We start from the raw sequence: 22,351 nt of genomic DNA, 5'->3' as shown, positions 1-22,351 counted from the left end.
CGGCACCGGATTCCCCCGCGACGGGGAAACCACCGGAAGCGAGGGGGAAGTGCCTGGGCCCGCGACACCGGCACCCCCGTCGTCGCGCGCAGCGGCGGCCACAGCCAGGCCCGCCTTTCCGTCGGGACCGGCCTCGTCGTCGACCTCGGCGCGCTGCACCGCGTGAGCGCGGACGGCTCCACCGGGCCCGTCACCGCCGCCGGCGGCGCCCGCACGGCCGACGTGTACACGGCGGTCCGGCCCCACGGGACGGCCTTCGCCCTCGGCAACGGCGCCTCGGCCGGCATCAGGACATCGCCGACCGCACCGTCGGACAGGCCATCGGCAGGCGCGCCCGACCTGCCGGACCTCCCCGACCAGGCAGGGTTCTGCCGCGGCCCGTCGGGGGTGCCGTCAAGCCGGTGAATTTTCTCCTCCGTGCCGGGTAGACGGGCGGGGAACGGACAGGACGCAGGACAGGAGACGAGGCACCATGGTGCGGCGGTTCTCGTTCCGGGCGACCGCGACGGAGGCCGGGGCCACCGGCGGCGCGGGGGAGAAGCCGTGACCGAGCACATCCGCAGACTGAACCTCGAGGGCGCGACAGCCGGGGTGGTGAGCCGCTGCCGCGAATTCACCCGCCGTGCGCTCGCCGACTGGCGCTGGATCGCCCAAGCCGAACCCGAACCCGGTGCCCTGCGCCCGGGCCCGCCGCGCAGCCCCGAACCGGACTGCCCGGACTGCCCGGACGCCGTCGAGGACGTCCTGCTCATGGTCTCCGAAATGGTGAGCAACGCCTGCCTGCACGCGGGCGGCCCCCGCGAGTTCGTCCTGCGCCTCGCCCGGGGCGGGCTGCGCATGGAGGTCGGCGACGGGAGCCCCGAGCCCCCCCGCCGCCGAACGCCAGCCGATCCCGCCCTCCCGGGCGGGCACGGGCTGCTGGTACTGGAGCGGCTCGCCCGCAGCTGGGGCTGGGAGCCCTACGCCGACGGGCGACCCGGCAAGACGGTGTGGGCGGAGGTCCCCTCACCGCTCACCCCGGACGGGTGCACGGCGCTGGGCGAACGGCTCTAGCCGTCCGTCCGGGCGCCCCGGGCGTCCTGCGGTTCCTGCGCGTCCTCCGCGGGAGGGTCCTCCAGCAGGCTCGCCCGCAGCGTGGCCAGGGTCCGGCTGAGCAGCCGCGAGACGTGCATCTGGGACAGCCCCAGCCGCTCGCCGATCTCCGACTGGGTCAGCTCGCCCCCGAAGCGCAGCGACAGCAGGGTCCGCTCGCGCGGCGGCAGCGCCGCCATGGCCGGCTTGAGCGCCTCCAGGCACTCGATCCGGTCGTAGGCCGCCTCGTCCTCGCCGAGCGAGGGCCGCTCGGCGTAGGCGTGCCGGTCGCCGTCCTCGCGCGCCGGAGCGTCCAGCGAGCGCGCGGAGTAGGCGTGCGCCGCCTTCTGTCCCTCGGCGAGCTCCTCGGCCGTGAGGTGCAGGTGGTCGGCCAGCTCGGTGTCCGTCGGCTCGCGGCCGAGGTCCTGCTCCAGTGCGTCGTGCGCCTTCGCGGCGTCGATCCGCAGCTCCTGGAGTCGCCGGGGCACCCGGACGGCCCAGCTGGTGTCCCGGAAGAACCGTTTGATCTCACCGACGATCGTCGGCAGTGCGAAGGTGGTGAACTCCACTCCCCGGTCCGGGTCGAACCGGTTGATCGCCTTGATCAGCCCGATCGTCCCGACCTGGACGATGTCCTCCATCGGCTCGCTGCGGCCGCGGAAGCGCCGGGCCGCGTACTTCACCAGGCTCAGGTTCAGCTCGACGAGGGTGTTGCGCACGTACGAGTACGCCGCGCTGCCCTCGTCCAGGTGGTGCAGCCTGCGGAAAAGGGTCTCCGACAGGGCGCGGGCCTCGCCGGTGCTCACACTCAGCGTGTCCTGCGGGATTCCCTCGGTGACCTCGGTGTACCTCATGTCGGCTCCTCCGACGGATGGTCGCAGCGCACGAACGTGCGGCGCGGCCGTCTCGTGAGCTTTCTAGGGATATACCCGGACAAGCGGCGCGCGAAGCGAATCTTCCGCGTCCGGGCGAAACCCCTGCTCCCGGCCGCCGCGCCGCGCCCCGTCAGAGCCTCGGAGCGGTACGCCGCAGGGCCTGCCGGACCGACCACACCACCGACACCAGCGGTACGGCCACCACCGCGCCCACCACGCCCGCCGCGATGGCCCCCGCGACCACCGACAGGGCCACCACCAACGGGTGCAGCCGCACGGCCCAGCTCATCAGCAGCGGGTGCAGCAGATGCCCCTCGATCTGCCCGATGACGACGATCAGTACGACGACCAGCCCCGCGATCAGCGGCCCCTTGGCGGCCAGGGCGACGATCACGGCCACCGCCAGCGCCACCGGCGACCCGATGAGCGGGATGAACGCGGCGAAGAACTCCAGCAGCGCCAGCGGCAGTGCCAGCGGCACCCCCAGCGCATACAGCGCGATGCCCACGAGCAGCGCGTTCGTCGCGGCGACCAGCACGATGCCGCGGGTGTAGCCGGTGAACGTCAGCCATGCGGCCCGGCCCGCGATCGCCAGCCGCGGCTGCGCGCTCCGCGGGAACTGCGCGCACACCCACGTCCACTGCCGGTCGCCCGAGGAGATGAAGAAGATCGAGCAGAACAGCCCCAGCACCAGCACCGTCAGTGCCTGCGCCACCCGCCCCGCGCCGGTCACCGCCGTGCTCAGCAGGTCCGCGCGGTGGGAGGCCAGGTACGAGCCGATGCGCTCGCCCAGCCCGGTCAGCGCATGCGGATCCAGCCGCAGCGGCGCCCGCGCCAGCAGCGGCTGGAGCCGGTCGAGCCCCTGGCGGAACTCCGCCACCAGCGAGCCCCACTCCGCCGCCACCGTCTCGCCCACGAACGCGAGCGCGCCCAGCAGCAGCACGATCGAGCCGACCAGCGCCGTGGCCACGGCCAGCGGGCGCGGGATCCAGCGGTCCAGCAGGTCGACCACCGGCCGCAGCAGCGCCGACACCACCAGCCCGAGGAAGACGGCCACCCCCACCTCGTGGAACCGGCCCAGCACCGCGAACACCGCGTACACGACCGCGCCGATCACCAGCAGCCGCCAGGAGTACTCCGCGGCCGTGCGCAGCGACGGCGACACCGACGCGGCGTACGGCCGCGACGGGGGCCCGCCACCGCCCGGCCGGCGCCCGGACGCGCGGACCCGCCGGGCGGCCGCCCGGATGCGGGCCCGGTCGGGGTCCGGCGCGCGCGGCCCGGCCCGGCGGCGCGCCGGTTGCGCCGCGGATCGCCTGCTCATGTACCCCCTCAGCCGATGGCCAGGTGCACGGGTGTCTCGCCTACGAAGTGCCACGCGGGAGCGGGCCTCCCACCCGCCGCCCGGCGGATTCCCCCGAAGGATGCGGCGGATGCCCAGGTTCCGCCGCGGGGTATCCCTGCCATGCTTGAGGTGGAGCGGGAGGGGCAGGCGCGCAACGCACGAGCAGGCGCCGGCCCGGCCCGGCCCCGGAGCGAAGGAGATGACCCAGGTGCGCATCGCGTTTCTGACGGCCCCCGAGGGCGTCGAGGAGGTAGAGCTCACCGAGCCCTGGAAGGCCGTCCTCGCCGCCGGATGGAATCCGGTGCTGGTCTCCACCCGGCCCGGACAGGTCCAGGCGTACCGGCACCTGGACAAGGCCGGCCGCCACACCGTCGACCACGTCCTCGCCGGAGACACGGCGGACGCCTTCGACGCGCTCGTCCTGCCCGGCGGCCTCGCCAACCCCGACGCCCTGCGGACGGACCGGCGCGCCGTCGCCTTCGTCAAGAGCTTCTTCGACGCCGGCAAACCCGTCGCGGCCATCTGCCACGCGCCCTGGACCCTGGTCGAGGCCGACGTCGTCCGGGGCCGCACCCTCACCTCGTACCCCAGCCTCGCCACGGACGTCCGCAACGCCGGCGGCACCTGGGTGGACGAGGAGGTCCACGTCTGCCGGGCCGCGCCCGCCACGCTGATCACCAGCCGCAAGCCGGCCGACCTGGACGCCTTCTGCACGGCCCTCGCGGAGGAGTTCGGCTCGAGATGACCACGGTCGGGGTCGAGGAAGAGTACGTCCTGCTGGATCCTCACACGCACCTGCCGGTGGCCCTGAGCGAGGAGGTCCGGGCCAAGGCGGGTCTCGCGACGTGCGTGGACGAGGGCGAGGTGCAGCACGAGCTGCTCCAGGCGCAGGTCGAGGTCGCCACACCCGTGTGCACCGACCTGGAACAGGTCGGCGGCCACCTGCTGCGGCTGCGCCATGCGGTGGGCACCGCGGCCGAGGAGAACGGCTGCCGCGTCGCCATGACCGCCACCGCCCCGCTCCGGGACGGCACGCCGGTCCCGATCACGCAGAACGCCCGCTACCTGAAGATGCGGGAGGAGGCCGGCCGGCTGGTCGACGAGCAGCTCATCTGCGGCATGCACGTGCACGTCGCGGTGCCCGACCGGGAGACGGCCGTGGCCGTCATGAACCGGCTTCGGGTCTGGCTGCCGACCCTGCTGGCGATGTCGGCGAACTCCCCGCTGTGGGACGGCCGCGACACCGGTTTCGCGAGCTGGCGCACCATCGTCTTCGGCCGCTGGCCGGTCAGCGGCCCGCCCCCGTACTTCCACACGCTCACCGACTACGAGAACCGCATCGGCATGCTGCTGGAGACGGGCCTGATCGCCGACCGGGGGCAGCTGTACTGGCAGGTCCGGCTCTCCGACCGCTACCCCACCCTGGAGGTGCGCTGCCTCGACGTGCAGCTGGAGGCCGACGACGCGGTCCTCCTCGCCGGCATCGTCCGCGCCCTGGTCACCACCGCGATCGCCGAGGAGCAGGCGGGGGCGGCACCGGTGGGCTGCCCTCCCGAACTGCTCCAGGCCGCCGTCTGGCACGCGGCGCGCCACGGCCTGGGCAGCACCCTGATGGACCCGCAGGGCCGCCGGCGCAGCGCCGGGGACGTGCTGTGCATGCTGGTCCAGCACATCACCCCCGCCCTGGAGGACTCCGGGGACCTGCGGGAGGTGAGCGCCCTCCTGCACCGGCTGCTCCAGCAGGGCACCCCCGCCGACCGCCAGCGCCGCGCCCTGGCCGAGGGCGGCATCACGGCCCTCACGGACCTCATCACCGCATGAGCCGGGCAGCGCCCGGACCGGCCCCGGCGCCCTGACCGGCCCCGGCCACTCCGACCGGGCAGGCGGCTGACCGGCCCCGGCGGGCTGACCGGGTCCGGCCGGGCCACCCGTGCGGCGCGCCGCCCGCCGCGGCGGACGCGGAGCCTGTAGGCAGGGCACAGGGCAGTGCTCGGCTCGGGAGGACGGATGGCGTCAGTGGACCCCTCGCCCCACGGGGCGCCCGAAGCACCCGAGGCGCCCCCATCCGAGCGGGCGGCGCGGGCCCGCACAGCGCAGCAGCAGCGCACCGCGCGGCGCATCGGCCAGGGCTCGGCGGTGCTGCGCTGGCTCTCGACCACCGACCACAAGGTGATCGGCAACCTCTACCTGGTGACGGCCTTCGCCTTCTTCCTGTTCGGCGGCGTCCTGGCCATGCTCATGCGGGCGGAACTCGCCCGCCCCGGCACGCAGATCCTGTCCAACCAGCAGTACAACGAACTCTTCACCATCCACGGCACCGTGATGATGCTGCTGTTCGCCACCCCGACCTTCACCGGTTTCGCCAACGCGGTCATGCCGCTGCAGATCGGCGCGCCCGACGTCGCCTTCCCCAGGATGAACGCCTTCACCTACTGGGTGTACCTCTTCGGCGGGCTGATCGTGGTGTCGGGCTTCCTGACCGCGGACGGCGCCGCCCCCTTCGGCTGGTTCGCCTACGCCCCGCTCAACTCGGCCGCGTTCGCCCCGGGTACCGGCTCCGACCTGTGGGCCATGGGGCTGGTGGTGGCCGGCCTGAGCACCATCCTCGGCTCGGTCAACTTCATCACCACCATCGTCTGCCTGCGCGCGCCCGGCATGACCCTGTTCCGCATGCCGATCTTCACCTGGAACGTGCTGTTCACCTCGATCCTCGCCCTGCTGGCCTTCCCCGTGCTGACGGCCGCCCTGCTGGCGCTGGAGGCGGACCGGACGTTCGGCGCCCACGTCTTCGACGCGGCCAACGGGGGCGCACTGCTGTGGCAGCACCTGTTCTGGTTCTTCGGCCACCCCGAGGTCTACATCGTGGCGCTGCCCTTCTTCGGGGTGGTGAGCGAGATCGTGCCCGTCTTCAGCCGCAAGCCCCTGTTCGGCTACGTCTCCCTCATCGGCGCCACCATCGCCATCACCGGGCTGTCCGCGACGGTGTGGGCGCACCACATGTTCGCCACCGGCGCCGTGCTGCTGCCGTTCTTCTCCCTGCTGTCCTTCCTCATCGCGGTGCCGACGGGCGTGAAGTTCTTCAACTGGATCGGGACGATGTGGAGCGGCTCGCTCTCCTTCGAGACGCCGATGCTGTGGTCGGTGGGCTTCCTCGTCACCTTCCTCCTCGGCGGCCTCACGGGCGTCGTGGTGGCCTCGCCGCCGATGGACTTCCACCTGACGGACGGCTACTTCGTCGTCGCCCACCTGCACTACGTCCTGTTCGGCACCATCGTCTTCGCCACCTTCGCGGGCTTCTACTTCTGGTGGCCCAAGCTCACCGGCCGGATGCTGGACGAGCGGCTCGGCAGGATCCACTTCTGGACGCTGTTCATCGGCTTCCAGACCACCTTCCTCGTCCAGCACTGGCTCGGCGAGGCGGGCATGCCGCGCCGGTACGCCGACTACCTGGCCGCCGACGGGTTCACCGTCCTCAACAGCATCTCCAGCATCGGGGCCTTCCTGCTGGGCCTGTCCACCCTGCCCTTCCTCTACAACGTCTGGAAGACCTGGCGGTACGGGGCGCGCGTCACCTCCGACGACCCCTGGGGCTGGGGGCGTTCACTCGAATGGGCGACCGGCTGTCCGCCGCCCCGGCACAACTTCCACTCCCTGCCCCAGATCCGCTCCGAGTCCCCGGCCTTCGACCTGCACCACCCGGAGGTAGCCCGTGAAGACTGAGGCCTGGCTGTTCACCGGAACGGCCCTGTTCTTCGCCGCCACCACGGCCGTCTACGCCTCCTTCTCCCGGGAACCGGCCGGAACCGCCGCCCTGGCCGTGTCCTTCCTGATGACGTCGCTGATCGCGGCCTTCCTGTGGCGCCAGCACCGGCGCGGCGGCGAACGCCCGGAGGACCGCAGCTCCGGCGAGGTACGGGAGGCCGGCGGGCGGCGCGAGTTCTTCCCGGCCGGCACCTACGTCCCCGTCACGGCCGCCGCCGGCAGCGCGCTGATCGGCCTGGGCGTGGTCCAGGGGCTGTGGCTGTGCCTCATCGGGTTCGGCGTGCTGCTGCCCGCCGTGCTCGGCTTCGCCTTCCGCACGCTGGACCATCCGCAGTAGCAGGTGCCGTCGCCGCCGCGGCGGATCAGGGGGCCTGCGACCCCCGCTCCTCCCCCCGGCCGTCCTCCGGGTCCTCGTCGGCGGCCCCGTACGGCGGGCGGTCCGGCCCCGCCAGGACGGCCCTGGTCTTGCGGCGCCGGGCCGCCGTCTCGGGGTAGCGGACCCGGTCCGCGTAGTACCAGGCGCTCAGCCCGGCCCGTACCCGCTGCACCGCGGCCGGCACCCGCCCGCCCGCGGCCGCCCGGTCGGGACGGTCCAGCGGGCGCGGCCGCTCCCGTACGAGCAGGGCGTAGCTCTCCTCGGCCGTCAGCCGCCGGTGCTCCGGATGGAAGCCGCCGCCCTCGTCCTGCCGGACCAGCCCGGACTCCTCGCCCTCGGCCAGCCGCCGCACCTCCCCGGCCTGCAGCCCCAGGCACAGCCGCCGGACCGTCCAGAACACCACCGCCGGCAGCACGAAGAAGGCCACCCGCAGCGCCCAGGTCACCGCCGCCACCGGCACGTCGAAGACGAACGCCACCACGTCCTGGCCGCCCGCGACCAGCAGCACGGCGTAGCACGACAGGGCCCCCAGCGCCAACCCGGTCCGCACCGGCCGGTCCCGCGGCCGGTCGCACAGGTGGCGCTCGCCCGCCCCGGGGGTGATCCACCGCTCGAAGAACGGGTACGCGTACAGCAGCGTGAACAGCAGGCCGGGCAGCAGCACCCCCGTCACCAGCGGGTTCCAGCTCTGGGTGTGGCCGAGGAAGCGGGTCTCCACCCCCGGCATCAGCCGCAGCGCACCCTCCAGGAACCCGATGTACCAGTCCGGCTGGGAACCCGTGGAGACCAGGTCGGGCCGGTACGGGCCGTACACCCAGATCGGATTGGCCTGCGCCAGCGCCCCCAGCGCGGCCAGCACCCCGAAGACGCAGAAGAACAGCCCGCCGGACTTGGCCGCGTACCGCGGGAACATCGGCAGGCCCACCGCGTTGCGGCCGGTCCTGCCGCGGCCGGGCCACTGGGTGTGCTTCAGTACGAAGACCAGCAGCACGTGCACGGTGATCAGCGCCAGCAGCAGGCCCGGCACGAGGAGGATGTGCAAGGGGTACAGGCGCGAGACGATGTCGTGGCCCGGGAACTCGCCGCCGAAGGCGAACATGCCCACGTACGTCCCGACCACCGGGAGGGACAGCATGATCCCCTGGGCGATGCGCAGGCCCGTGCCCGACAGCAGGTCGTCGGGGAGCGAGTAGCCGGCGAAGCCCTCCAGCAGGGCCAGCATGAACAGGGTGACCCCGATCGTCCAGTTCACCTCGCGCGGCCGCCGGAAGGCGCCGGTGAGGAACACGCGCAGCATGTGCGCCCCGATCGCGGCGACGAACACGATGGCCGCCCAGTGGTGGATCTGCCGGACCAGCAGCCCGCCGCGCACGTCGAAGCTGATCCGCAGCGTGGACAGGTACGCCAGCGACATGCGCGTCCCGCGCAGCGGCGCGTACGAGCCGCGGTAGACCGCCTCCGCCATGGACGGGTCGAAGAAGAAGGTCAGGAACACCCCGGTCAGCAGCAGCACCACGAAGCTGTACAGGGCCAGCTCGCCCAGGAGGAAGGACCAGTGGTCGGGGAAGACCTTGCGCAGGACCGACCGGGTGAGCTCGGCCAGCGGAAGCCGCTCGTCCAGCCGCCCCGCCGCCCGCCATCCGGCGCGCCGCGGCGGCGTCCTGCGCAGCCCTGGCGGCCCGGCCGGCCCCGGGCCCGTGGTCCGTGTCGACGCCGCCACCGCGTACACCTCCCGGGAGGGCCGGGCACAGCGCCCGAAGTGACGGCAACGCTACCCAACGCCACAAACGGGGATCAATCAAGACACGGCGGCGCGGCGCATGATGGTGGTGACCACCCCGCCCCGGCACCTGCGCCCGCGCCCGACGTGCGGGGCGCGGCCGCCGACGCGACGATGGGCGAGACAAGGACGGAGCGTGCATCGTGGAGATTTCTACGAGGGAGGTCTTCGGCGCCCCGTGCTGGGTCAGCCTCATGGCCCGCGACCTCCAGCGGACACAGGAGTTCTACGGCGCGGTGCTGGGCTGGAAGTTCCGGCCCGCGCGGCTCGGCGACGCGTTCACCGTCGCCGAACTGGACGGGGTCCCGGTCGCCGGGATCGGTGCGCTGGCCGGCGACCTGGCCGTCGCCGTGACCTGGACGCCGTACTTCGCGGTCGACGACGCGGACGTCACCGCCGACCGCATCCGCGAGCGCAGCGGCACCATCGCCGTCGGGCCGGTCTCCTTCGCCTCCGGCGGCCGGGGCGCCGTCGCCGCCGACCGGGACGGCGCCGTGTTCGGGATCTGGGAGGGCGGGGTCTCCGCCGACTGGCGGGTGGGGCGGGGCCCCTCGCCGGCCTGGCTGGAACTGCGCACGCGGGACGCCTTCGAGGCCGCCATCTTCTACGGCGAGGTGCTGGAGTGGGCCACCGGCCGGCCCGGGTGCTGCGAGGTCGGCTACGAGGACGACCAGGTCGTGCTGCGGCAGGCAGGGGAGCCGGTGGCCCGGCTGAACGGGGGCGTGGCCGACGCGGCGTCGCACGTCCCGGAATCGCGTCCGCGGTGGCACGTCTACTTCCGCGTCCCGGACCTGGACGAGGCGATCGACGCGGTCACGGCCGCCGGCGGCACCACCCTGTCGACGATCGTCTCGAGCCCCGCGGAACGCTGGGTGACCATCCGGGACCCGGAGGGCGCCATGCTCACCCTCACGGCCACCCGCCCCACACCCCCCTGACCGGAGCCCCCCCCCGCACCGCTGCCCGGCCGCGACGACCCCCCTCGGCTCCGCGCGCCGAGGGGCACCGCGCCACCAATGGGCCACCGCGGTCGCGCGGCACGGGCCCGCGGTGTCCGGTGGGAGGGTGAAGCAGGCGCTCTCCCCGCGCGGCCGCCGCGGGTGGACAGGGCTGACCCCGGCCGCGGGAGCCGCGGTCATGGCCCCCGGCATCCTCTCCGTCGGCCTGCACCTGGCCGGCCGCGCGACCCCCTCGCTGATCGCCTTCGCCCTGGCGGCGGCGCTCTGGCTGGTCCTGGCCCTCGACTTCACCGCCCGGCTCGTCGGCGACCGGGGCCGGTTCCGGGCCGAGGCCGTCACCCCGGCGGCCCTGACCGCCGTGGCCGCCACCACCGTCATCGGCTGCCGGATCTCCCTGTTCGGGTGGAACACCGCCGCGGCCGCCCTCCTCGCCCTGGCGGCCGCCCTGTGGCCCGGGCTGCTGCTCGCCGTCCTGCGCCACTGGGGTCGGCGACTGCCCGGAACGGCTTTCCTGGTCTGCGTCGCCACCCAGGGTCTCGCCGTGCTGGCCGCGGTCCTGGCCGCCGCCTGCGACTGGTACTGGCTGGCCTGGGCGTCGCTGGCCGCCTTCTGCCTCGGGCTGCTGCTCTACGTGCAGGCCTTGCGCCGGTTCGACCTGCGCGAGGTGGTGCGGGGAGCCGGTGACCACTGGGTGGCGGGCGGGGCCCTGGCCGTCTCCGCCCTCGCCGCATCCCGGCTCACCGCGGAGCCCGTCTGGACCGGAGGGGGCCACGAGGTGCTGCGCCGGACCACGCTGGTGACGCTCGCGCTGTCCCTCGCCTGGTACGTGCTGCTGCTCGCCGCCGAGGTGCGGCGGTGGCGGCCGCACTACGACGGCCGGCGCTGGGCGACCGTCTTCCCGCTCGGGATGACGGCCACGGCCTGCCTGTCCGCGGCGGGGCCGACCGGGGTGGGGGCCTTGCGCCCGATCGGCGAGGTGCTGCTCTGGATCGCGGTCGGCGCCTGGCTCCTGACCTTCGCCGCCTTCGCCGCCGGCCGCCCGGCCGCCGGCGCCGGGCCGACCCCGCGCAGCGGCCCCTGACCCCCGGGCACGCCGGCGGGTCCGGAGTCGCCGGGCCTGCCTACCGAGTCCGGGGTCGGGCGGAAAGGGCGGTGCGGGCCGTGGCGGTGGTCCACAGGAGCAGGGCGACCGCCAGGGCCAGGGCCCACCACGGTTCCCGGTGGACCGTGAGCAGGGCTCCGGCCAGACCCCCGGCGAACAGCACCCCGACCGACACCAGCCGCCGGACGGACGCCGGCCCCCACAGGTCGGCGAACAGGCCCGTCAGGGTCCGCGTCACCACCGTGGTGGTGAGGTCGGGAACGGCCAGCCGGTGCACGACCCCGTTCTGCACGCCCATGCCGAGCGCGAGCAGCCCGACCACCGGCAGCCGCCACGCCACGGCCACGGACAGCACCAGCGCACCGGCCACCAGGGCGGCCTGCGTCAGGACCAGCGGTACGAACAGCCGCTCGGCGGGGCAGTCGCGGTGCACCCGCCCGGCCGCGCGCGCCCCGGCCGCGAAGGCGGCGAGTGCCAGCAGGGAGGCCGAGGAGGACACTCCGTGCCCGCCGGCGAGGGCGAAGGCCAGGAAGACCACGTTGCCGGTCATGTTGGCGACGAAGACGTGCCCGAGGGACAGGTAGCTCACCGCATCGACCAGCCCGCTCACGAAGGTCAGCGCCACCAGCAGCGGCGGGAACAGCCCGTGCGGCAGGCCGCCGCCCTCCCGCGGCGGGGGGAACAGCAGCTCCGCCAGTCTCTGCAGGATCCCGCGCCGGGTCCGCCGCCTCACCCGCCCTCCGGCCCGGCGGCGTGCGCGAGGAGCGCGAGCTGCAGCCGGTTGGCGGCGCCCAGTTCGGCCAGCAGCAGGCCGACCCGGCCCGCCACGGTCTCCTCGTCCAGTCCGAGCCGCTCGCCGATCTCCCGGTTCGTCAGCCCCCGCGCGACCAGCGCCAGCAGCCCGGCCTCCCGCGGCGGCAGCTCGGCCAGCCGGTCACGGGCCTGCCGCCGCGCGGCGGCGCCGGGTGCCGGCACGGCGCCGAGGACGCGCTGCAGCACCTCCGCCGGCAGGACGGCGTCGCCGTCCCGGACGGCCCGCAGCGCGGCGAGCAGCTCCTCCCGGGACGCGTCCTTGCGGAGGAAGCCGTCCGCGCCGAGGACGAGGGCCTGCTCGACCTCGGCGTCGAGGCCCAGGGCCGTCATGACGATGATGCCGACCGGCCCCGCCACCGCTCCCGCCCCGACGTCCCCTTCCCCCGCCTCCGCCGCCGCCTCCGCGTGCAGCGCCGCCGTCGTGCGTACGCCGTTCAGCCGCGGCATGCGGGTGTCCAGCAGCAGGACGTCCGGCAGGTGGGCCCGTACGGCCTCCAGCGCCTCCTCCCCGTCGGCGGCCTCGGCCACCACGTGGAACTCCCCGCTCGACTCGACGCCCGTCCGCAGGCTCCAGCGGACCACGGGTTCGTCGTCCGCGACGACGACCCGCGCCACGTGGCCCCGTTCCATGCACGCACCCCGGTTGTCAGTGCTCCTCAGTAGGGTCCCCCCATGACCTACACGTTCCAGGTGACCATCGACTGCAGCGACCCGCACCCGCTCGCCGACTGGTGGGCGGATGCACTCGGATGGGAAGTGGAGCCGACCGACGAGGGGTTCATCCGCCGGATGCTCGAAGAGGGACGGGCCGCGCAGGACGACATCGCCACGCACCGCGGCAGGCTGGTCTGGAAGGCGGGCGCCGCCATCCGCCACCCCGAGGGCCTCGAGCGGGCGCCCCGCGTCCTGTTCCAGCTCGTCCCGGAGGCCAAGACCGTCAAGAACCGGGTCCACCTCGACGTGCGCACCGGCTCCGACGCCCCGGAGGCCGTGGTCGAACGGCTGGTCGCCAAGGGCGCCACGCTCCTGCACGAGGGCAGCCAGGGGCCCTTCACCTGGACCACGCTCGCCGATCCCGAGGGCAACGAGCTCTGCGTGTCCCGTTGACGAGTCCGGGAGCGCAGGGCCGCCGGCCGCCACCCGTGCCCCTTCCACCAGGCATAATTCGCTACCGGGCCGGCCCTCCCGCAGCCGAGAATGAGGCAACTCGCAACGGGAGGAACCCCATGGGCCACAGCCAGGCCTACCTGAACCTGCACGACCTGCTGCCGCGGCAGGAGCTGGCCGCCGCCATCGACGCCGGCCTCGTCAGCCGCAAGGCACACCCCGAACTGCCGCTGTCCCTCTACACGTACACGCGGACGGCCCAGTACGAGGGGGCCTGGAACCGGGTGACCGTGCGCTGCCGGGGACTCGTCGCCGACGACGCCACCGGGGAAGTCGTCGCGCTGCCGCTGCCGAAGTTCTTCAACGTCGGCGAGCACGAGGCGGGCCGGCCCTACGCCCCGGCCCTGCCCGACGAGCCGTTCGAGGTGTACGAGAAGGTCGACGGCAGCCTCGCGGTCGTCTTCCACTACGCGGGCGCCTGGCGGGTCGCCTCCAAGGGCTCCTTCATCAGCGCTCAGGCGACCTGGGCGCAGCGGCGCCTCGACGGCCGCGACACCTCGGCGCTGGTGCCCGGAGTGACGTACCTGGCCGAGATCCTCTACCCGCAGAACCGTATCGTCGTCGACTACGGCGACCGCCGGGACCTTGTGCTCCTCGCCGCGTTCGGCCGGGACGGCACTGAGGTCCCGCTGGCCGAGGCCGCGGCCCACTGGGAGGGCATAGGCTCCGTGGTCACCGTCTGGCCGGCGATGCCGCTCGACGAGCTGATCGCACTGACCGAGTCGAACACGCTGCCCGGGGGCTCCGCCGCCACCGGCACCGACGCCGAGGGCTTCGTCCTGCGCTTCGCCTCGGGCGTGCGCGCTAAGGCCAAGCTGTCGGAGTACGTACGCCTGCACAAGGTGCTCACCGGTGTCACCGAACGGGACATCTGGCGCAGCCACGGCATCCAGCGCTTCGCCGGCCTGCCCGCCGGGCAGGTCGCACAGGCGCTGGGCTGCAGCACCGCCGAGGTCGAGGCCTCGGGCGGCAAGCCGCTGGACGCGCTGCTGGAGCAGGTGCCGGACGAGTTCGACGCCTGGGTGCGCGAGGTGATCGCCCGCCTGGAGGACGAGGCCGCCCGGCGCGAGCGGGCCATCGACGAGGCGTTCGCGGGGCTGGCGCACCTGGCCGCCGACCGGGGCGCGTTCGCGCGCGCCGCGAAACTGCTGCCCGACAGCGGGATCCGCGCAGCGGCATTCCTGCGTCTGGACAACCGGCCGACGGAGCTCGTCGTGTGGCGGCACGTCCGGCCGCAGGCGTCCGACCCGTTCACGACCGATGAGGAGAACTGACCAGTGTCCGCAGTACCCGAAGGGCCCGCACGTCCCGTCGTCCACGTCATGACAGGGCTGCCGGCCTCGGGGAAGACGACCGCCGCGCGCGCCCTGCAGGCCGAGGCCGCCGGGCGGATGCGCCGCGTCAACCTGGACGACCTGCGCAGCATGCTCGACGTGCCGGACCCCGGGCGGGGCCGCTCGTACCGGCACGAGCAGACCGTGCTGGCGATCCAGGACGCCGCGGTCCGCGCGGCCGTGGACGACGGCTTCGACGTGGTCGTCGACAACACGCACCTGACGTCCCGCATCCCCAAGCGGCTCAAGGCGGCCGTCGCCGGGCGCGCCACCTTCGTCGTCCACGACTTCACCGACGTGCCGGTGGAGGAGTGCCTGCGCCGCGACGCCGCGCGCGAGCGGCCGGTCGGCGAGGAGGTCATCCGGATCCTCGCCCAGAAGCACGCCGGCGCCAGGAAGGGCGGCTGGCGGCTCACCGCGGAGTGGTTCAACGACCAGCCGCCGGTGGAGCCGTACACGCCCGATCCCTCGCTGCCCTCCGCGGTCATGTGCGACATCGACGGCACGCTCGCGCTGACCGGCGACCGCAGCCCGTACGACTTCTCGCGCTGCGGGATCGACGCGCTGAACGAGCCGGTGCGCTACGCCCTGGACGCCTTCCGGCGGGCCGACGGCGACAGGATCGTCCTGCTGTCGGGGCGCGGGGAGGAGCACCGTCCGCAGACGGAGGAGTGGCTGGAGCGGCACGAGGTGCCCTACGACGAGCTGTGGATGCGCCCGCTCGGCGACACCCGCCGCGACGACGTGGTCAAGGCCGAGCTGTTCGACGCGCACGTGCGGCACCGCTACGCGGTACGGGTGTCGCTGGACGACCGGGACCGGGTGGTCGCGGTCTGGCGCCGCATGGGGCTGCCGACCTGGCAGGTCAACTACGGCGACTTCTAGGCCGCCGCGCACGACGCGCCGCGCGCGGACCATACTGGGGACGTGAGCGTGCTGATCGTGGACGGGGCGAACGTCGTCGGCTCGGTCCCCGACGGCTGGTGGCGGGACCGGCGGGCCGCGGCCGAGCGGCTGCGCGACCTGCTGGCCCGTCGGGAGCGCGCCGAGGGGGAGGACGTCGTCCTCGTCGTCGAAGGAGCCGCCCGGGGCGTCGAGTCCGTACCCGGTGTACGCGTGGACTCGGCGCCCGGGAGCGGGGACGACCGGATCGTGGAGCTGGCGGCGTCGTACGCGGAGCGCGGCTGCACCGTGGTCACGGCGGACCGGGAGCTGCGCGCCCGGGTCCGGGCGTACGGAGCGCAGTGCGTGGGGCCGCGTGCCGTACGCCCGGAGAACTGACCGGACGGCCCGGGGACCGGAGGGTCAGTTGCACCAGATCACGGTGCTCAGGTTCTTCACGTAGCGGGCGGACACCCAGGCCTTCTCCTGCTGCTTGTCATCCCCTCCCCGGTCCTTGCGGGCAACCGCGCGGTCGGCCGAGTCGTCCGAGTCGCCCCAGTCGTCCGCTCCCTCCTCCTCGTCCGTCGCCCCCTCGTCCGTCGCCTCCTCTTCCTCGTCGCCGCGGCCGTCGTCCTCCCGGCCGTCGCCGTGCTCGTCGGAGTGCTTGTTCTTGATGTAGAGGCGGTACCAGAGGTCGTTCCCGTCGACCTTCTCGCCGCGGATCTTGCACAGGATCGCGACCCTCTGCTCGGACTTCACCTGGCCGATGACGCGGGCGCTGGTGGACGGGTAGTTGCGGACCTTCAGCGAGCCGCGCGCGACGACCTTGCCCACCGCGTAGTCCCTGTCGTCGTACTTCCCGGGCTGGTCGCCCCGCGGCTCGACGAGCACGACCTGCTGCGACGACGGGTCTTCGGTCCGGCCGCCGTCCGCGACGGCGGCGCCCGTGCCGACCACGCCGAGCACCAGGCTTCCGGCGGCGAGAGCGAGGGCGGTCCTGGCAGGCTTCTGCATGGGCAGGCTCCTCTGTGGAGACGTCCGCCCGGCCGCGCGCTGCACGGCGGGCCGGGGGCGGCAACCAGGCGGTCGCCAAGCACGACTATGGCGAGAGGACGTCGCACCGCCCCGATGACGCACCGCGGTTTAGCCCGAAATACCCAATCTGCCCTGTCTGTGCGGGGCGCCGCCGGTCCGGAACCGCGCAGGGCCGTGCCCGCCCCCGAACGGGCACGGCCGCGCGACGGGCCCCGCTCGCGGCAGGGCCGGTGTCGACAGCTGCCGACCCGGCGAATCTACGCGCGGGTGCCGCCCCGGCTCGCCCATCCACAGGGTGAATTCGGCCTACCGCCCAGGGTGGCCATGCCGTACAACCAGCGTGGTACCCGAGGGGGTTGACGTGCAGCCGCGCGCACGGCCGGCGGCCGGGGGAGAGGAGCGGGACGGCCCGCCCGCCTGTCGTGCGGCCCGGCCCTGCGGATGCGGGTGCCCGCCGCCGCCCGCACAGTGGGACGCATGGGCATCAACGACTACAGCGGCGGTCCCGGCGCCGACCGGACCGGCGTCCTCGTCGTCACGACGAACGACGTCCCCGGATACCGCGTCGAGCACGTCATCGGCGAGGTCTTCGGCCTGACCGTGCGCTCCCGCCACCTCGGCAGCCAGATCGGCGCCGGCCTGAAGTCGATGATCGGCGGCGAACTGAAGGGCCTGACCAAGACCCTGGTCGAAACACGCAACCAGGCCATGGAGCGCCTCATCGAGGCGACGAAGGCACGCGGCGGAAACGCCGTCCTGATGATGCGCTTCGACGTGACCGACGCCGCGGACGTCGGGACCGAGGTGTGCGCGTACGGCACGGCCGTCGTCCTCGCCCCCACCGGTTCCTGACCCCTCGACGCCCGCCGCGCAGGAGGCGGCGGGCGCGCGCGGTCCGGACCGCCCGGCCGGGTCCCCGGCGCCGAACCCTATGCTCGGTGCATGGACCACCAGCCCGTGACCGCGCCCGCGCCCGCCTCCGAGCCCGGGTCCGGCTCCGGGCCCGTACCGGACGTCTCCGTGATCATCGCCGTGTACAACGCGATGCCCTACCTCACCGCATGCCTCGAATCGGTCCTGGGCCAGAGCCTCGGCCCCGGCCGCACGGAGGTCATCGCGGTGGACGACGGATCCACGGACGGCAGCGGAGCCGAGCTGGACCGCTTCGCGGCCCGCCACCCGCAGCTGCGGGTGCTGCACCAGCCGAACTCCGGCGGCCCGGGCGCCCCGCGCAACCGCGCCCTGGAACTGGCCCGAGGCCGGTACGTCTTCTTCGCCGACGCCGATGACCGCCTCGGCCCCGAAGCGCTGCAGCGGTTGCTGGACATGGCCGAGGCCGAAGGCAGCGACGTCGTCCTCGCCAAGCAGGTCGGCATCGGCCGCACGGTGTCGGAGAAGGCCCACCGGCACGCCCCGCAGGCCGACCTGTACACCTCGGAGGTCTACCGGTCCCTGCACTCCGCCAAGCTGATGCGCCGACAGATCATCGAGGACGGGAACCTCCGCTACCCGGAGGACCTCTGGTACGGCGAGGACCAGCTCTTCGTCACCGCCGTGTACCTGGCCGCCGGCCGGATATCGGTGGTCGGCGACTACGACTGCTACTTCCTGCGCCGCCGCGACGACGGGCAGAACCTCACCAGCCGCACCCGGACCGCCCACGAGACGGTCGCGCACATCGAGCGGGTCATGGCGCTGGTCGCCGAGCGGGTGAGCGACCCGGTGGGACGGCGCCGGATGCTCGGCCGGCACTTCCGCAGCCTGCTGCGCACCGCCCTGCGCCCGGCCGTGGCCGCCCGCCACGGCGACCCGGCGTTCACGGCCGAGGTCTACGCGCGGGCCCGGACGCTCGTGGAGACGTACTGGACCCCCGACATGGGCGGCGAGCTGCCGCGCATCGACTGGATCCGGCTGTACGCCTTCGCCTGCGGTCCGCTGCCCGCCTTCGAACAGCTCATGGAGTACGACCCCGCCAAGGAGCCCCCGCCGCGCGAACGCGTCGAGGGCGGCCGCGTCTACCGCTGCTACCCCCTCTTCCGGGACCCGGCCGCGGCGCTGCCGGACGTGCTCTTCGACGTGACCGACACGCTCAAGGCCCAGCACCGGCTGGCGTCGATGACCTGGCAGGGCACCCGGGTCCGGCTCACCGGCCACGCCTGGATCCCGGGTCTGGGCACCGCCCGCACGGCCAGCGAGCTGGCGCTGCGCGAGCGGGAGACCGCGCGCGAGTACACGGTGCCGGCCACCGCCCGCCCCGCGCCGGAGCTCGCCGACCACGGCCCCGGCCTGGAGCTGGCCGGGTTCCGCGCGGACCTCGACCTCGCCACGGTGGCCGGGGGAGACCCGCTCCCGCCGGGCACCTGGGACTGCTTCCTCCACGTCCGCGCGGACGGGGTCACCCGCACCGTCCGGCTGGGCCGGCGGCACGCGCCGGACCTGGACCGGACGGCCCGTCGGGCCCGGGTCCTCGCGCGCGATCCCGACGGCGCCACCGAACTCGCCGCGGCCCCCTTCTTCACGGGCTACGGGAACCTGAGCTTCGAGGTGGTCCGCCGGATCCCGCTGCCCACGGGATGAACCGGCCCCGGCGCGCCCGCTCCTGAGGATGCGAAAACTTTTTCGCCGACAGCGGCAACCTCCCGCGGGGTCGCGCGTCGTGCGGGGGTGAAGGGCGTCATCCCGCGCCCGGCGAACCGACCGAACCGACCGTGGAGAACCACCGTGATGAACCTCGAGAGCGCCCTGCCGTCCGCCCGCCGGGCGGCCGCAGCCGCCACCGCCGCCGCCGGGGCGGCCCTCGTGCTCGCTCTGGCCGGGCCGGTGTCCGGCGCGTACGCGGCGCCGGCGCCGGCAGCGGCGCCCGTCTCGGCGCCCGCGTCCGCGACGCCGTCGCCCGCCCCGAGCGCGGTCCCGACCACCCCGCCGAGCGCCACGCCCACCACCCCGCCGAGCGCCCGCCCGACCCCCGTGCCGAGCTCGCCGGGGAGCCCCCGCCCGACGGCGTCCGTCAGCCACCCGCCGACCGCCGCTCCCAGCGCCGTGCCCACCGGCCCGGGCGGCGCTCCGGCCTCGCCGGCGCCCGGCGCCGTCCCGGCCGGACACGAGCTCGCGCAGACCGGGTCCTCGGCGACCACCGCCGCCCTGGGCATCGGGGCGGCCGTGCTCGTCGCCGCCGGCGCCGGCACCCTGTTCGCCGTCCGCCGGCGCGCCAACGGCTGAGGACCCCCGTGCTCCACCTCGTCCCGCCTGCACCCCTCGCAGGCCCCGCCGTACCCGGCCTGCGCCGGGTGTGGCGGGGCCTGCGGGCGCGGGTGCTGCGCCGCGAACGCCCGGGGACGGCCGCTCCCGCTACCCGTTGCGCACCCGGCGCCGGGCCCGCCCGCCCGTCTGCGTACCCGTACGCCCGCGACGGCGGCCACGGCCCCGGCGGCGATGCGACCCGGCCCACGGTTTCCCAGCTGTACCACGCGCACCGGCTGCCCATGGTCCGGCTGGCCGTCCTGCTCGTCGACGACCTGGCCACCGCCGAGGACGTGGTCCAGGACGCCTTCACCGCCCTCTACCGGCGCCACGGCGAACACGTCGCCGAGGTCGACAACGCCCTCGGCTACCTGCGCACCGCCGTCGTCAACACCTCCCGCTCCGTGCTGCGCCGCCGCCGCACCGCCCGCGCGTGGACGCCTCCGGCCGTGGCGGACGTGCCCTCCGCGGAGGAGCACGTGGTCCTCGACGAGGCCCACCGCGAGGTCCTCGCCGCGCTGGGGCGGCTGACCCCGCGCCGCCGCCAGGTCCTCGTGCTGCGCTACTGGGCCGAGCTGAGCGAGGCGGAGATCGCAGCGACCCTCGGGATCAGCCGGGGCGCGGTCAAGTCGAACGCGAGCCGCGCCCTGGACGCGCTGGAACGGATTCTGGAGGGACGCATATGACGCACGGCAACACGTCCGTGGAACGCCCCGGCGGCCGCCCCGTCGAGGACAGGCTGCGCCGGGCCCTGGACGCCCGCGCCTCCTCCGTCACGGTGCGCGATCTGCGGCCCGCCGAGCCGCCGGGCCTGCACCCGCACCGCCGGTCCGTGCGTGCGGCGCCGCCGTGGCGGCGTTTCGCCCTGCCCGCCGCCGTCCTCGCCGCGGCGGCCGCCGCGGCGGTGGCCGGGTACGCCCTCCTCGCGCCGGACCCGGGGCCCCCTCGCCCGGTGCCGCCGGCCGCGCCGCCCGAACTCCCCCCGCCGGGCCCCTCGTCGCCGGCCCCGGGCGGGCCGCGGCCCTCCGCGGTTCCCTCCGCGCGGCCGACGGCCCCGCCGACGGGTGCCGCGACCAGGCCGGCGCCGGTGACGACCCCGCCGCAGTCGCCTTCGGGGTCGCGGACGCCGACCCCGTCGCGGGCCGCGCCCCCGTCTGCGTCCCCGTCCGCGCCGCCGACCCCGTTCCCGCCGTCACCGGGCCCGAGTACGACCCGTCCCTGAGCCGGGCGGGCGCCCGCCCGGCGGACGCCCGCACCCGGAGCCGGATGTCAGTCCCCGGCCGGGGCGGCCGCGCCGGCGCAGGCCAGGTGGCCCCAGCGGGCGCCCACCTTGGTGATCGTCTCCCCGGAGGCGTACGGCTTGCCGCAGGGGCAGCTGCCGGGGAACTTGGCCTTGACCCGGCCGCCGCCACCGCGGGCGCGGGAGGCCGCCGCCTTCTTCGCCGGGGCGGCGGAGGGCCCCCGGGCGGGGGCGGCCCGGCCGGGGTCCGGCACGGGCGGCTCGCCGCTGCCGAGCGCGGTCCCGGCCGCCTGCTGGGAGACGGCCGCGTCACTGGCGGCCTGATCGGCGATGGCGTTCAGGCGGTCGCCGTCGGTGCGGTGCGCCGGGACGTAGCGGAACTCCACGTCCCGCTCGGCGAGCAGTGCGTCGATGCCCTCCACGAGCTCCCGGTTGGCGACGGGCTTGCCCGCGGCCGTCTTCCACCCGTTGCGCTTCCAGGCGGGCAGCCACTGGGTCACGGCCTTCATCGCGTACTGCGAGTCCATCCGCACCTCGACGGCCGTCCCCGGCGGGAGCGCCTCCAGCAGCCGCTGCAGGGCGGTCAGCTCGCCCACGTTGTTCGTGGCGCGGCCCAGCGGGCCGGCCTCCCAGCGCTCCGGGCGGCCCTCGGCGTCGGCGATGACCCACGCCCAGCCGGCGGGCCCGGGATTGCCCTTGGCCGCCCCGTCACAGGCGGCAATGATCCGTGTCGACATCCTTCGATCATGCCCCAGCCGCGGGGCCGGTCAGGACCGCGGCCCTGCCTCGCGCGGCCCGATGGCCTCCACGGCCGCGACCAGCGGGGCGAGTGCGGGGTTGGCCGCGGCCTCGTCCAGCGCCTCGCGCAGGGCGGCGTCGTTGGTCGGCCGGGCGGCGGCGAGCAGGGCCAGGCCCGCCTCGCTCACGTCGGTGTAGATGCCCCGCCGGTCGGTGTCGCACAGGTAGCGGCTGAGCAGCCCGCGGTCCTCCAGGCGGCTGACCAGCCGGGTGGTGGCGCTCTGGCTGAGCACCACGGAGTCGGCCACCTGGTGCATGCGCAGATGGCCGCCCGGTCCGTTGTGCTGGCGGCTGAGCACGTCCAGCAGGGAGTACTCGCGCACGCTCAGACCGTGCCCGGCCTGCAGGGCCCGCTCGATGTGCGCCTCGATCCGCCCGTGCAGCAGGGAGAGGGCGCACCAGCCCTGGGAGAGGGCGGTGAGCGCGCTGTCCGTGGCCGTCATGGGCTCCTCCTTCGGTCCGGGCCTCCAGGATAGGCCACACGCGAAATAGCCCGCGTTTGCAAATATCCCGCGTCTGCAATTAATGTGAACGCATGTAAGCGGCGGCCGCAAGTGAGCTTGGAGCGGCTC

At 74.7% G+C, this 22,351-nt stretch carries 24 protein-coding genes; 16 read left to right on the top strand and 8 right to left on the bottom strand.

Features of this window, described 5'->3' with window-relative positions; translation table 11 throughout:
• The first annotated feature begins 9 nt into the window (after positions 1–9).
• Together AB0953_RS03580 and AB0953_RS03575 are read left to right on the top strand one after the other, a co-directional pair.
• Entirely contained in the window at positions 10–405 is a 396-nt protein-coding gene (locus AB0953_RS03580) for an FAD-binding protein (RefSeq protein WP_366858157.1), read from the top strand.
• A 138-nt stretch (positions 406–543) separates the two neighbouring features.
• A complete protein-coding gene (locus AB0953_RS03575; RefSeq protein WP_366857728.1) occupies positions 544–1,053 on the top strand; it encodes an ATP-binding protein in 510 nt (169 codons plus the stop codon).
• Here AB0953_RS03575 and AB0953_RS03570 read toward each other — a convergent pair.
• The gene (locus AB0953_RS03570; protein WP_366857727.1) at positions 1,050–1,925 is read right to left on the bottom strand and encodes a SigB/SigF/SigG family RNA polymerase sigma factor; all 876 of its coding nucleotides are present in this window, start codon (positions 1,923–1,925) and stop codon (positions 1,050–1,052) included. The two genes, AB0953_RS03575 and AB0953_RS03570, sit on opposite strands and share 4 nt — an antisense overlap.
• A 151-nt stretch (positions 1,926–2,076) precedes the next feature.
• Positions 2,077–3,270, bottom strand: coding sequence for an AI-2E family transporter (locus tag AB0953_RS03565; RefSeq protein ID WP_366857726.1), 1,194 nt, complete (start codon positions 3,268–3,270; stop codon positions 2,077–2,079).
• A gap of 229 nt (positions 3,271–3,499) precedes the next feature.
• Here AB0953_RS03565 and AB0953_RS03560 point away from each other — a divergent pair, with 229 nt between their 5' ends.
• The 4 genes from AB0953_RS03560 to AB0953_RS03545 all read left to right on the top strand — a co-directional run bounded on the left by AB0953_RS03560 (position 3,500) and on the right by AB0953_RS03545 (position 7,390).
• A complete protein-coding gene (locus tag AB0953_RS03560; RefSeq protein ID WP_366857725.1) occupies positions 3,500–4,036 on the top strand; it encodes a type 1 glutamine amidotransferase domain-containing protein in 537 nt (178 codons plus the stop codon).
• A complete protein-coding gene (locus AB0953_RS03555; protein WP_366857724.1) occupies positions 4,033–5,112 on the top strand; it encodes a glutamate--cysteine ligase in 1,080 nt (359 codons plus the stop codon). The genes AB0953_RS03560 and AB0953_RS03555 overlap by 4 nt, the downstream gene beginning before the upstream one ends.
• A gap of 186 nt (positions 5,113–5,298) precedes the next feature.
• Complete coding sequence (gene ctaD, locus AB0953_RS03550; RefSeq protein ID WP_366857723.1) at positions 5,299–7,011, top strand: cytochrome c oxidase subunit I; 1,713 nt, start codon at positions 5,299–5,301, stop codon at positions 7,009–7,011.
• Entirely contained in the window at positions 7,001–7,390 is a 390-nt protein-coding gene (locus AB0953_RS03545) for a cytochrome c oxidase subunit 4 (RefSeq protein ID WP_366857722.1), read from the top strand. Before ctaD ends, AB0953_RS03545 begins: the two co-directional genes overlap by 11 nt.
• A gap of 25 nt (positions 7,391–7,415) precedes the next feature.
• Here AB0953_RS03545 and AB0953_RS03540 read toward each other — a convergent pair whose 3' ends face one another.
• On the bottom strand, positions 7,416–9,098 hold the full coding sequence (locus AB0953_RS03540; RefSeq protein WP_366858156.1) for a ubiquinol-cytochrome c reductase cytochrome b subunit: 1,683 nt from the start codon (positions 9,096–9,098) through the stop codon (positions 7,416–7,418).
• Between the two features lie 305 nt (positions 9,099–9,403).
• Between AB0953_RS03540 and AB0953_RS03535 the strand changes: the two genes are divergently transcribed.
• Together AB0953_RS03535 and AB0953_RS03530 are read left to right on the top strand one after the other, a co-directional pair.
• Positions 9,404–10,147 (top strand): VOC family protein, encoded by a 744-nt coding sequence (locus AB0953_RS03535; protein WP_366858155.1) that lies wholly within the window; start codon positions 9,404–9,406, stop codon positions 10,145–10,147.
• Positions 10,148–10,259: 112 nt separating this feature from the next.
• Entirely contained in the window at positions 10,260–11,249 is a 990-nt protein-coding gene (locus AB0953_RS03530; RefSeq protein ID WP_366857721.1) for a hypothetical protein, read from the top strand.
• A gap of 40 nt (positions 11,250–11,289) precedes the next feature.
• Here AB0953_RS03530 and AB0953_RS03525 read toward each other — a convergent pair whose 3' ends face one another.
• Positions 11,290–12,003, bottom strand: coding sequence for a YoaK family protein (locus AB0953_RS03525; RefSeq protein ID WP_366857720.1), 714 nt, complete (start codon positions 12,001–12,003; stop codon positions 11,290–11,292).
• Positions 12,000–12,713 carry a response regulator transcription factor gene (locus tag AB0953_RS03520; RefSeq protein ID WP_366857719.1) on the bottom strand — a complete coding sequence of 238 codons (714 nt, stop codon included), beginning with the start codon at positions 12,711–12,713 and terminating at the stop codon, positions 12,000–12,002. The genes AB0953_RS03525 and AB0953_RS03520 overlap by 4 nt, the downstream gene beginning before the upstream one ends.
• A 42-nt stretch (positions 12,714–12,755) precedes the next feature.
• Here AB0953_RS03520 and AB0953_RS03515 point away from each other — a divergent pair, with 42 nt between their 5' ends.
• The 4 genes from AB0953_RS03515 to AB0953_RS03500 all read left to right on the top strand — a co-directional run bounded on the left by AB0953_RS03515 (position 12,756) and on the right by AB0953_RS03500 (position 15,865).
• Positions 12,756–13,190, top strand: coding sequence for a VOC family protein (locus AB0953_RS03515; RefSeq protein WP_366857718.1), 435 nt, complete (start codon positions 12,756–12,758; stop codon positions 13,188–13,190).
• A 119-nt stretch (positions 13,191–13,309) separates the two neighbouring features.
• Positions 13,310–14,524 carry an RNA ligase gene (locus AB0953_RS03510; protein WP_366857717.1) on the top strand — a complete coding sequence of 405 codons (1,215 nt, stop codon included), beginning with the start codon at positions 13,310–13,312 and terminating at the stop codon, positions 14,522–14,524.
• A gap of 3 nt (positions 14,525–14,527) precedes the next feature.
• Complete coding sequence (locus tag AB0953_RS03505) at positions 14,528–15,469, top strand: AAA family ATPase (protein WP_366857716.1); 942 nt, start codon at positions 14,528–14,530, stop codon at positions 15,467–15,469.
• A gap of 42 nt (positions 15,470–15,511) precedes the next feature.
• Positions 15,512–15,865, top strand: coding sequence for an NTP pyrophosphohydrolase (locus AB0953_RS03500; RefSeq protein WP_366857715.1), 354 nt, complete (start codon positions 15,512–15,514; stop codon positions 15,863–15,865).
• A gap of 24 nt (positions 15,866–15,889) precedes the next feature.
• Here the strand turns inward: AB0953_RS03500 and AB0953_RS03495 are convergent, their stop codons facing one another.
• Entirely contained in the window at positions 15,890–16,480 is a 591-nt protein-coding gene (locus tag AB0953_RS03495; protein ID WP_366857714.1) for an SH3 domain-containing protein, read from the bottom strand.
• A 498-nt stretch (positions 16,481–16,978) separates the two neighbouring features.
• Between AB0953_RS03495 and AB0953_RS03490 the strand changes: the two genes are divergently transcribed.
• From AB0953_RS03490 to AB0953_RS03475, 4 genes are all read left to right on the top strand, one after another.
• Positions 16,979–17,353 (top strand): YbjQ family protein, encoded by a 375-nt coding sequence (locus AB0953_RS03490; RefSeq protein ID WP_366857713.1) that lies wholly within the window; start codon positions 16,979–16,981, stop codon positions 17,351–17,353.
• A 90-nt stretch (positions 17,354–17,443) separates the two neighbouring features.
• On the top strand, positions 17,444–19,078 hold the full coding sequence (locus AB0953_RS03485; protein ID WP_366857712.1) for a glycosyltransferase: 1,635 nt from the start codon (positions 17,444–17,446) through the stop codon (positions 19,076–19,078).
• A gap of 147 nt (positions 19,079–19,225) precedes the next feature.
• Complete coding sequence (locus tag AB0953_RS03480) at positions 19,226–19,720, top strand: LAETG motif-containing sortase-dependent surface protein (RefSeq protein WP_366857711.1); 495 nt, start codon at positions 19,226–19,228, stop codon at positions 19,718–19,720.
• An 8-nt stretch (positions 19,721–19,728) separates the two neighbouring features.
• Complete coding sequence (locus AB0953_RS03475; RefSeq protein ID WP_366857710.1) at positions 19,729–20,427, top strand: sigma-70 family RNA polymerase sigma factor; 699 nt, start codon at positions 19,729–19,731, stop codon at positions 20,425–20,427.
• Between the two features lie 583 nt (positions 20,428–21,010).
• On the opposite strand, the gene AB0953_RS03470 is transcribed toward AB0953_RS03475, so the two are convergent.
• Together AB0953_RS03470 and AB0953_RS03465 are read right to left on the bottom strand one after the other, a co-directional pair.
• Positions 21,011–21,718: a ribonuclease H gene (locus AB0953_RS03470; protein ID WP_366857709.1), complete on the bottom strand. Its 708-nt coding sequence runs from the start codon at positions 21,716–21,718 to the stop codon at positions 21,011–21,013.
• A gap of 30 nt (positions 21,719–21,748) precedes the next feature.
• A complete protein-coding gene (locus tag AB0953_RS03465) occupies positions 21,749–22,222 on the bottom strand; it encodes a MarR family transcriptional regulator (RefSeq protein ID WP_366857708.1) in 474 nt (157 codons plus the stop codon).
• Between the last annotated feature and the right edge of the window lie 129 nt (positions 22,223–22,351).

The organism is Streptomyces sp. NPDC046866 (genome assembly GCF_040704625.1).
In the GTDB taxonomy this organism is placed as follows: Bacteria; Actinomycetota; Actinomycetes; order Streptomycetales; family Streptomycetaceae; genus Streptomyces.
The sequence above is the reverse complement of the archived record's forward strand: the minus strand, read 5'-3'. Positions and strand labels throughout refer to the sequence as shown.

What these genes read in the sequence shown, in the direction of transcription:
- AB0953_RS03570 (WP_366857727.1), bottom strand. Translation starts at nt 1,925, where the DNA reads ATGAGGTACACCGAGGTCACCGAGGGAATCCCGCAGGACACGCTGAGT.
- AB0953_RS03565 (WP_366857726.1), bottom strand. Translation starts at nt 3,270, where the DNA reads ATGAGCAGGCGATCCGCGGCGCAACCGGCGCGCCGCCGGGCCGGGCCG.
- AB0953_RS03555 (WP_366857724.1), top strand. Translation starts at nt 4,033, where the DNA reads ATGACCACGGTCGGGGTCGAGGAAGAGTACGTCCTGCTGGATCCTCAC.
- ctaD (WP_366857723.1), top strand. Translation starts at nt 5,299, where the DNA reads ATGGCGTCAGTGGACCCCTCGCCCCACGGGGCGCCCGAAGCACCCGAG.
- AB0953_RS03535 (WP_366858155.1), top strand. Translation starts at nt 9,404, where the DNA reads ATGGCCCGCGACCTCCAGCGGACACAGGAGTTCTACGGCGCGGTGCTG.
- AB0953_RS03520 (WP_366857719.1), bottom strand. Translation starts at nt 12,713, where the DNA reads ATGGAACGGGGCCACGTGGCGCGGGTCGTCGTCGCGGACGACGAACCC.
- AB0953_RS03515 (WP_366857718.1), top strand. Translation starts at nt 12,756, where the DNA reads ATGACCTACACGTTCCAGGTGACCATCGACTGCAGCGACCCGCACCCG.
- AB0953_RS03510 (WP_366857717.1), top strand. Translation starts at nt 13,310, where the DNA reads ATGGGCCACAGCCAGGCCTACCTGAACCTGCACGACCTGCTGCCGCGG.
- AB0953_RS03495 (WP_366857714.1), bottom strand. Translation starts at nt 16,480, where the DNA reads ATGCAGAAGCCTGCCAGGACCGCCCTCGCTCTCGCCGCCGGAAGCCTG.
- AB0953_RS03490 (WP_366857713.1), top strand. Translation starts at nt 16,979, where the DNA reads ATGGGCATCAACGACTACAGCGGCGGTCCCGGCGCCGACCGGACCGGC.
- AB0953_RS03485 (WP_366857712.1), top strand. Translation starts at nt 17,444, where the DNA reads ATGGACCACCAGCCCGTGACCGCGCCCGCGCCCGCCTCCGAGCCCGGG.
- AB0953_RS03480 (WP_366857711.1), top strand. Translation starts at nt 19,226, where the DNA reads ATGAACCTCGAGAGCGCCCTGCCGTCCGCCCGCCGGGCGGCCGCAGCC.
- AB0953_RS03470 (WP_366857709.1), bottom strand. Translation starts at nt 21,718, where the DNA reads ATGTCGACACGGATCATTGCCGCCTGTGACGGGGCGGCCAAGGGCAAT.
- AB0953_RS03465 (WP_366857708.1), bottom strand. Translation starts at nt 22,222, where the DNA reads ATGACGGCCACGGACAGCGCGCTCACCGCCCTCTCCCAGGGCTGGTGC.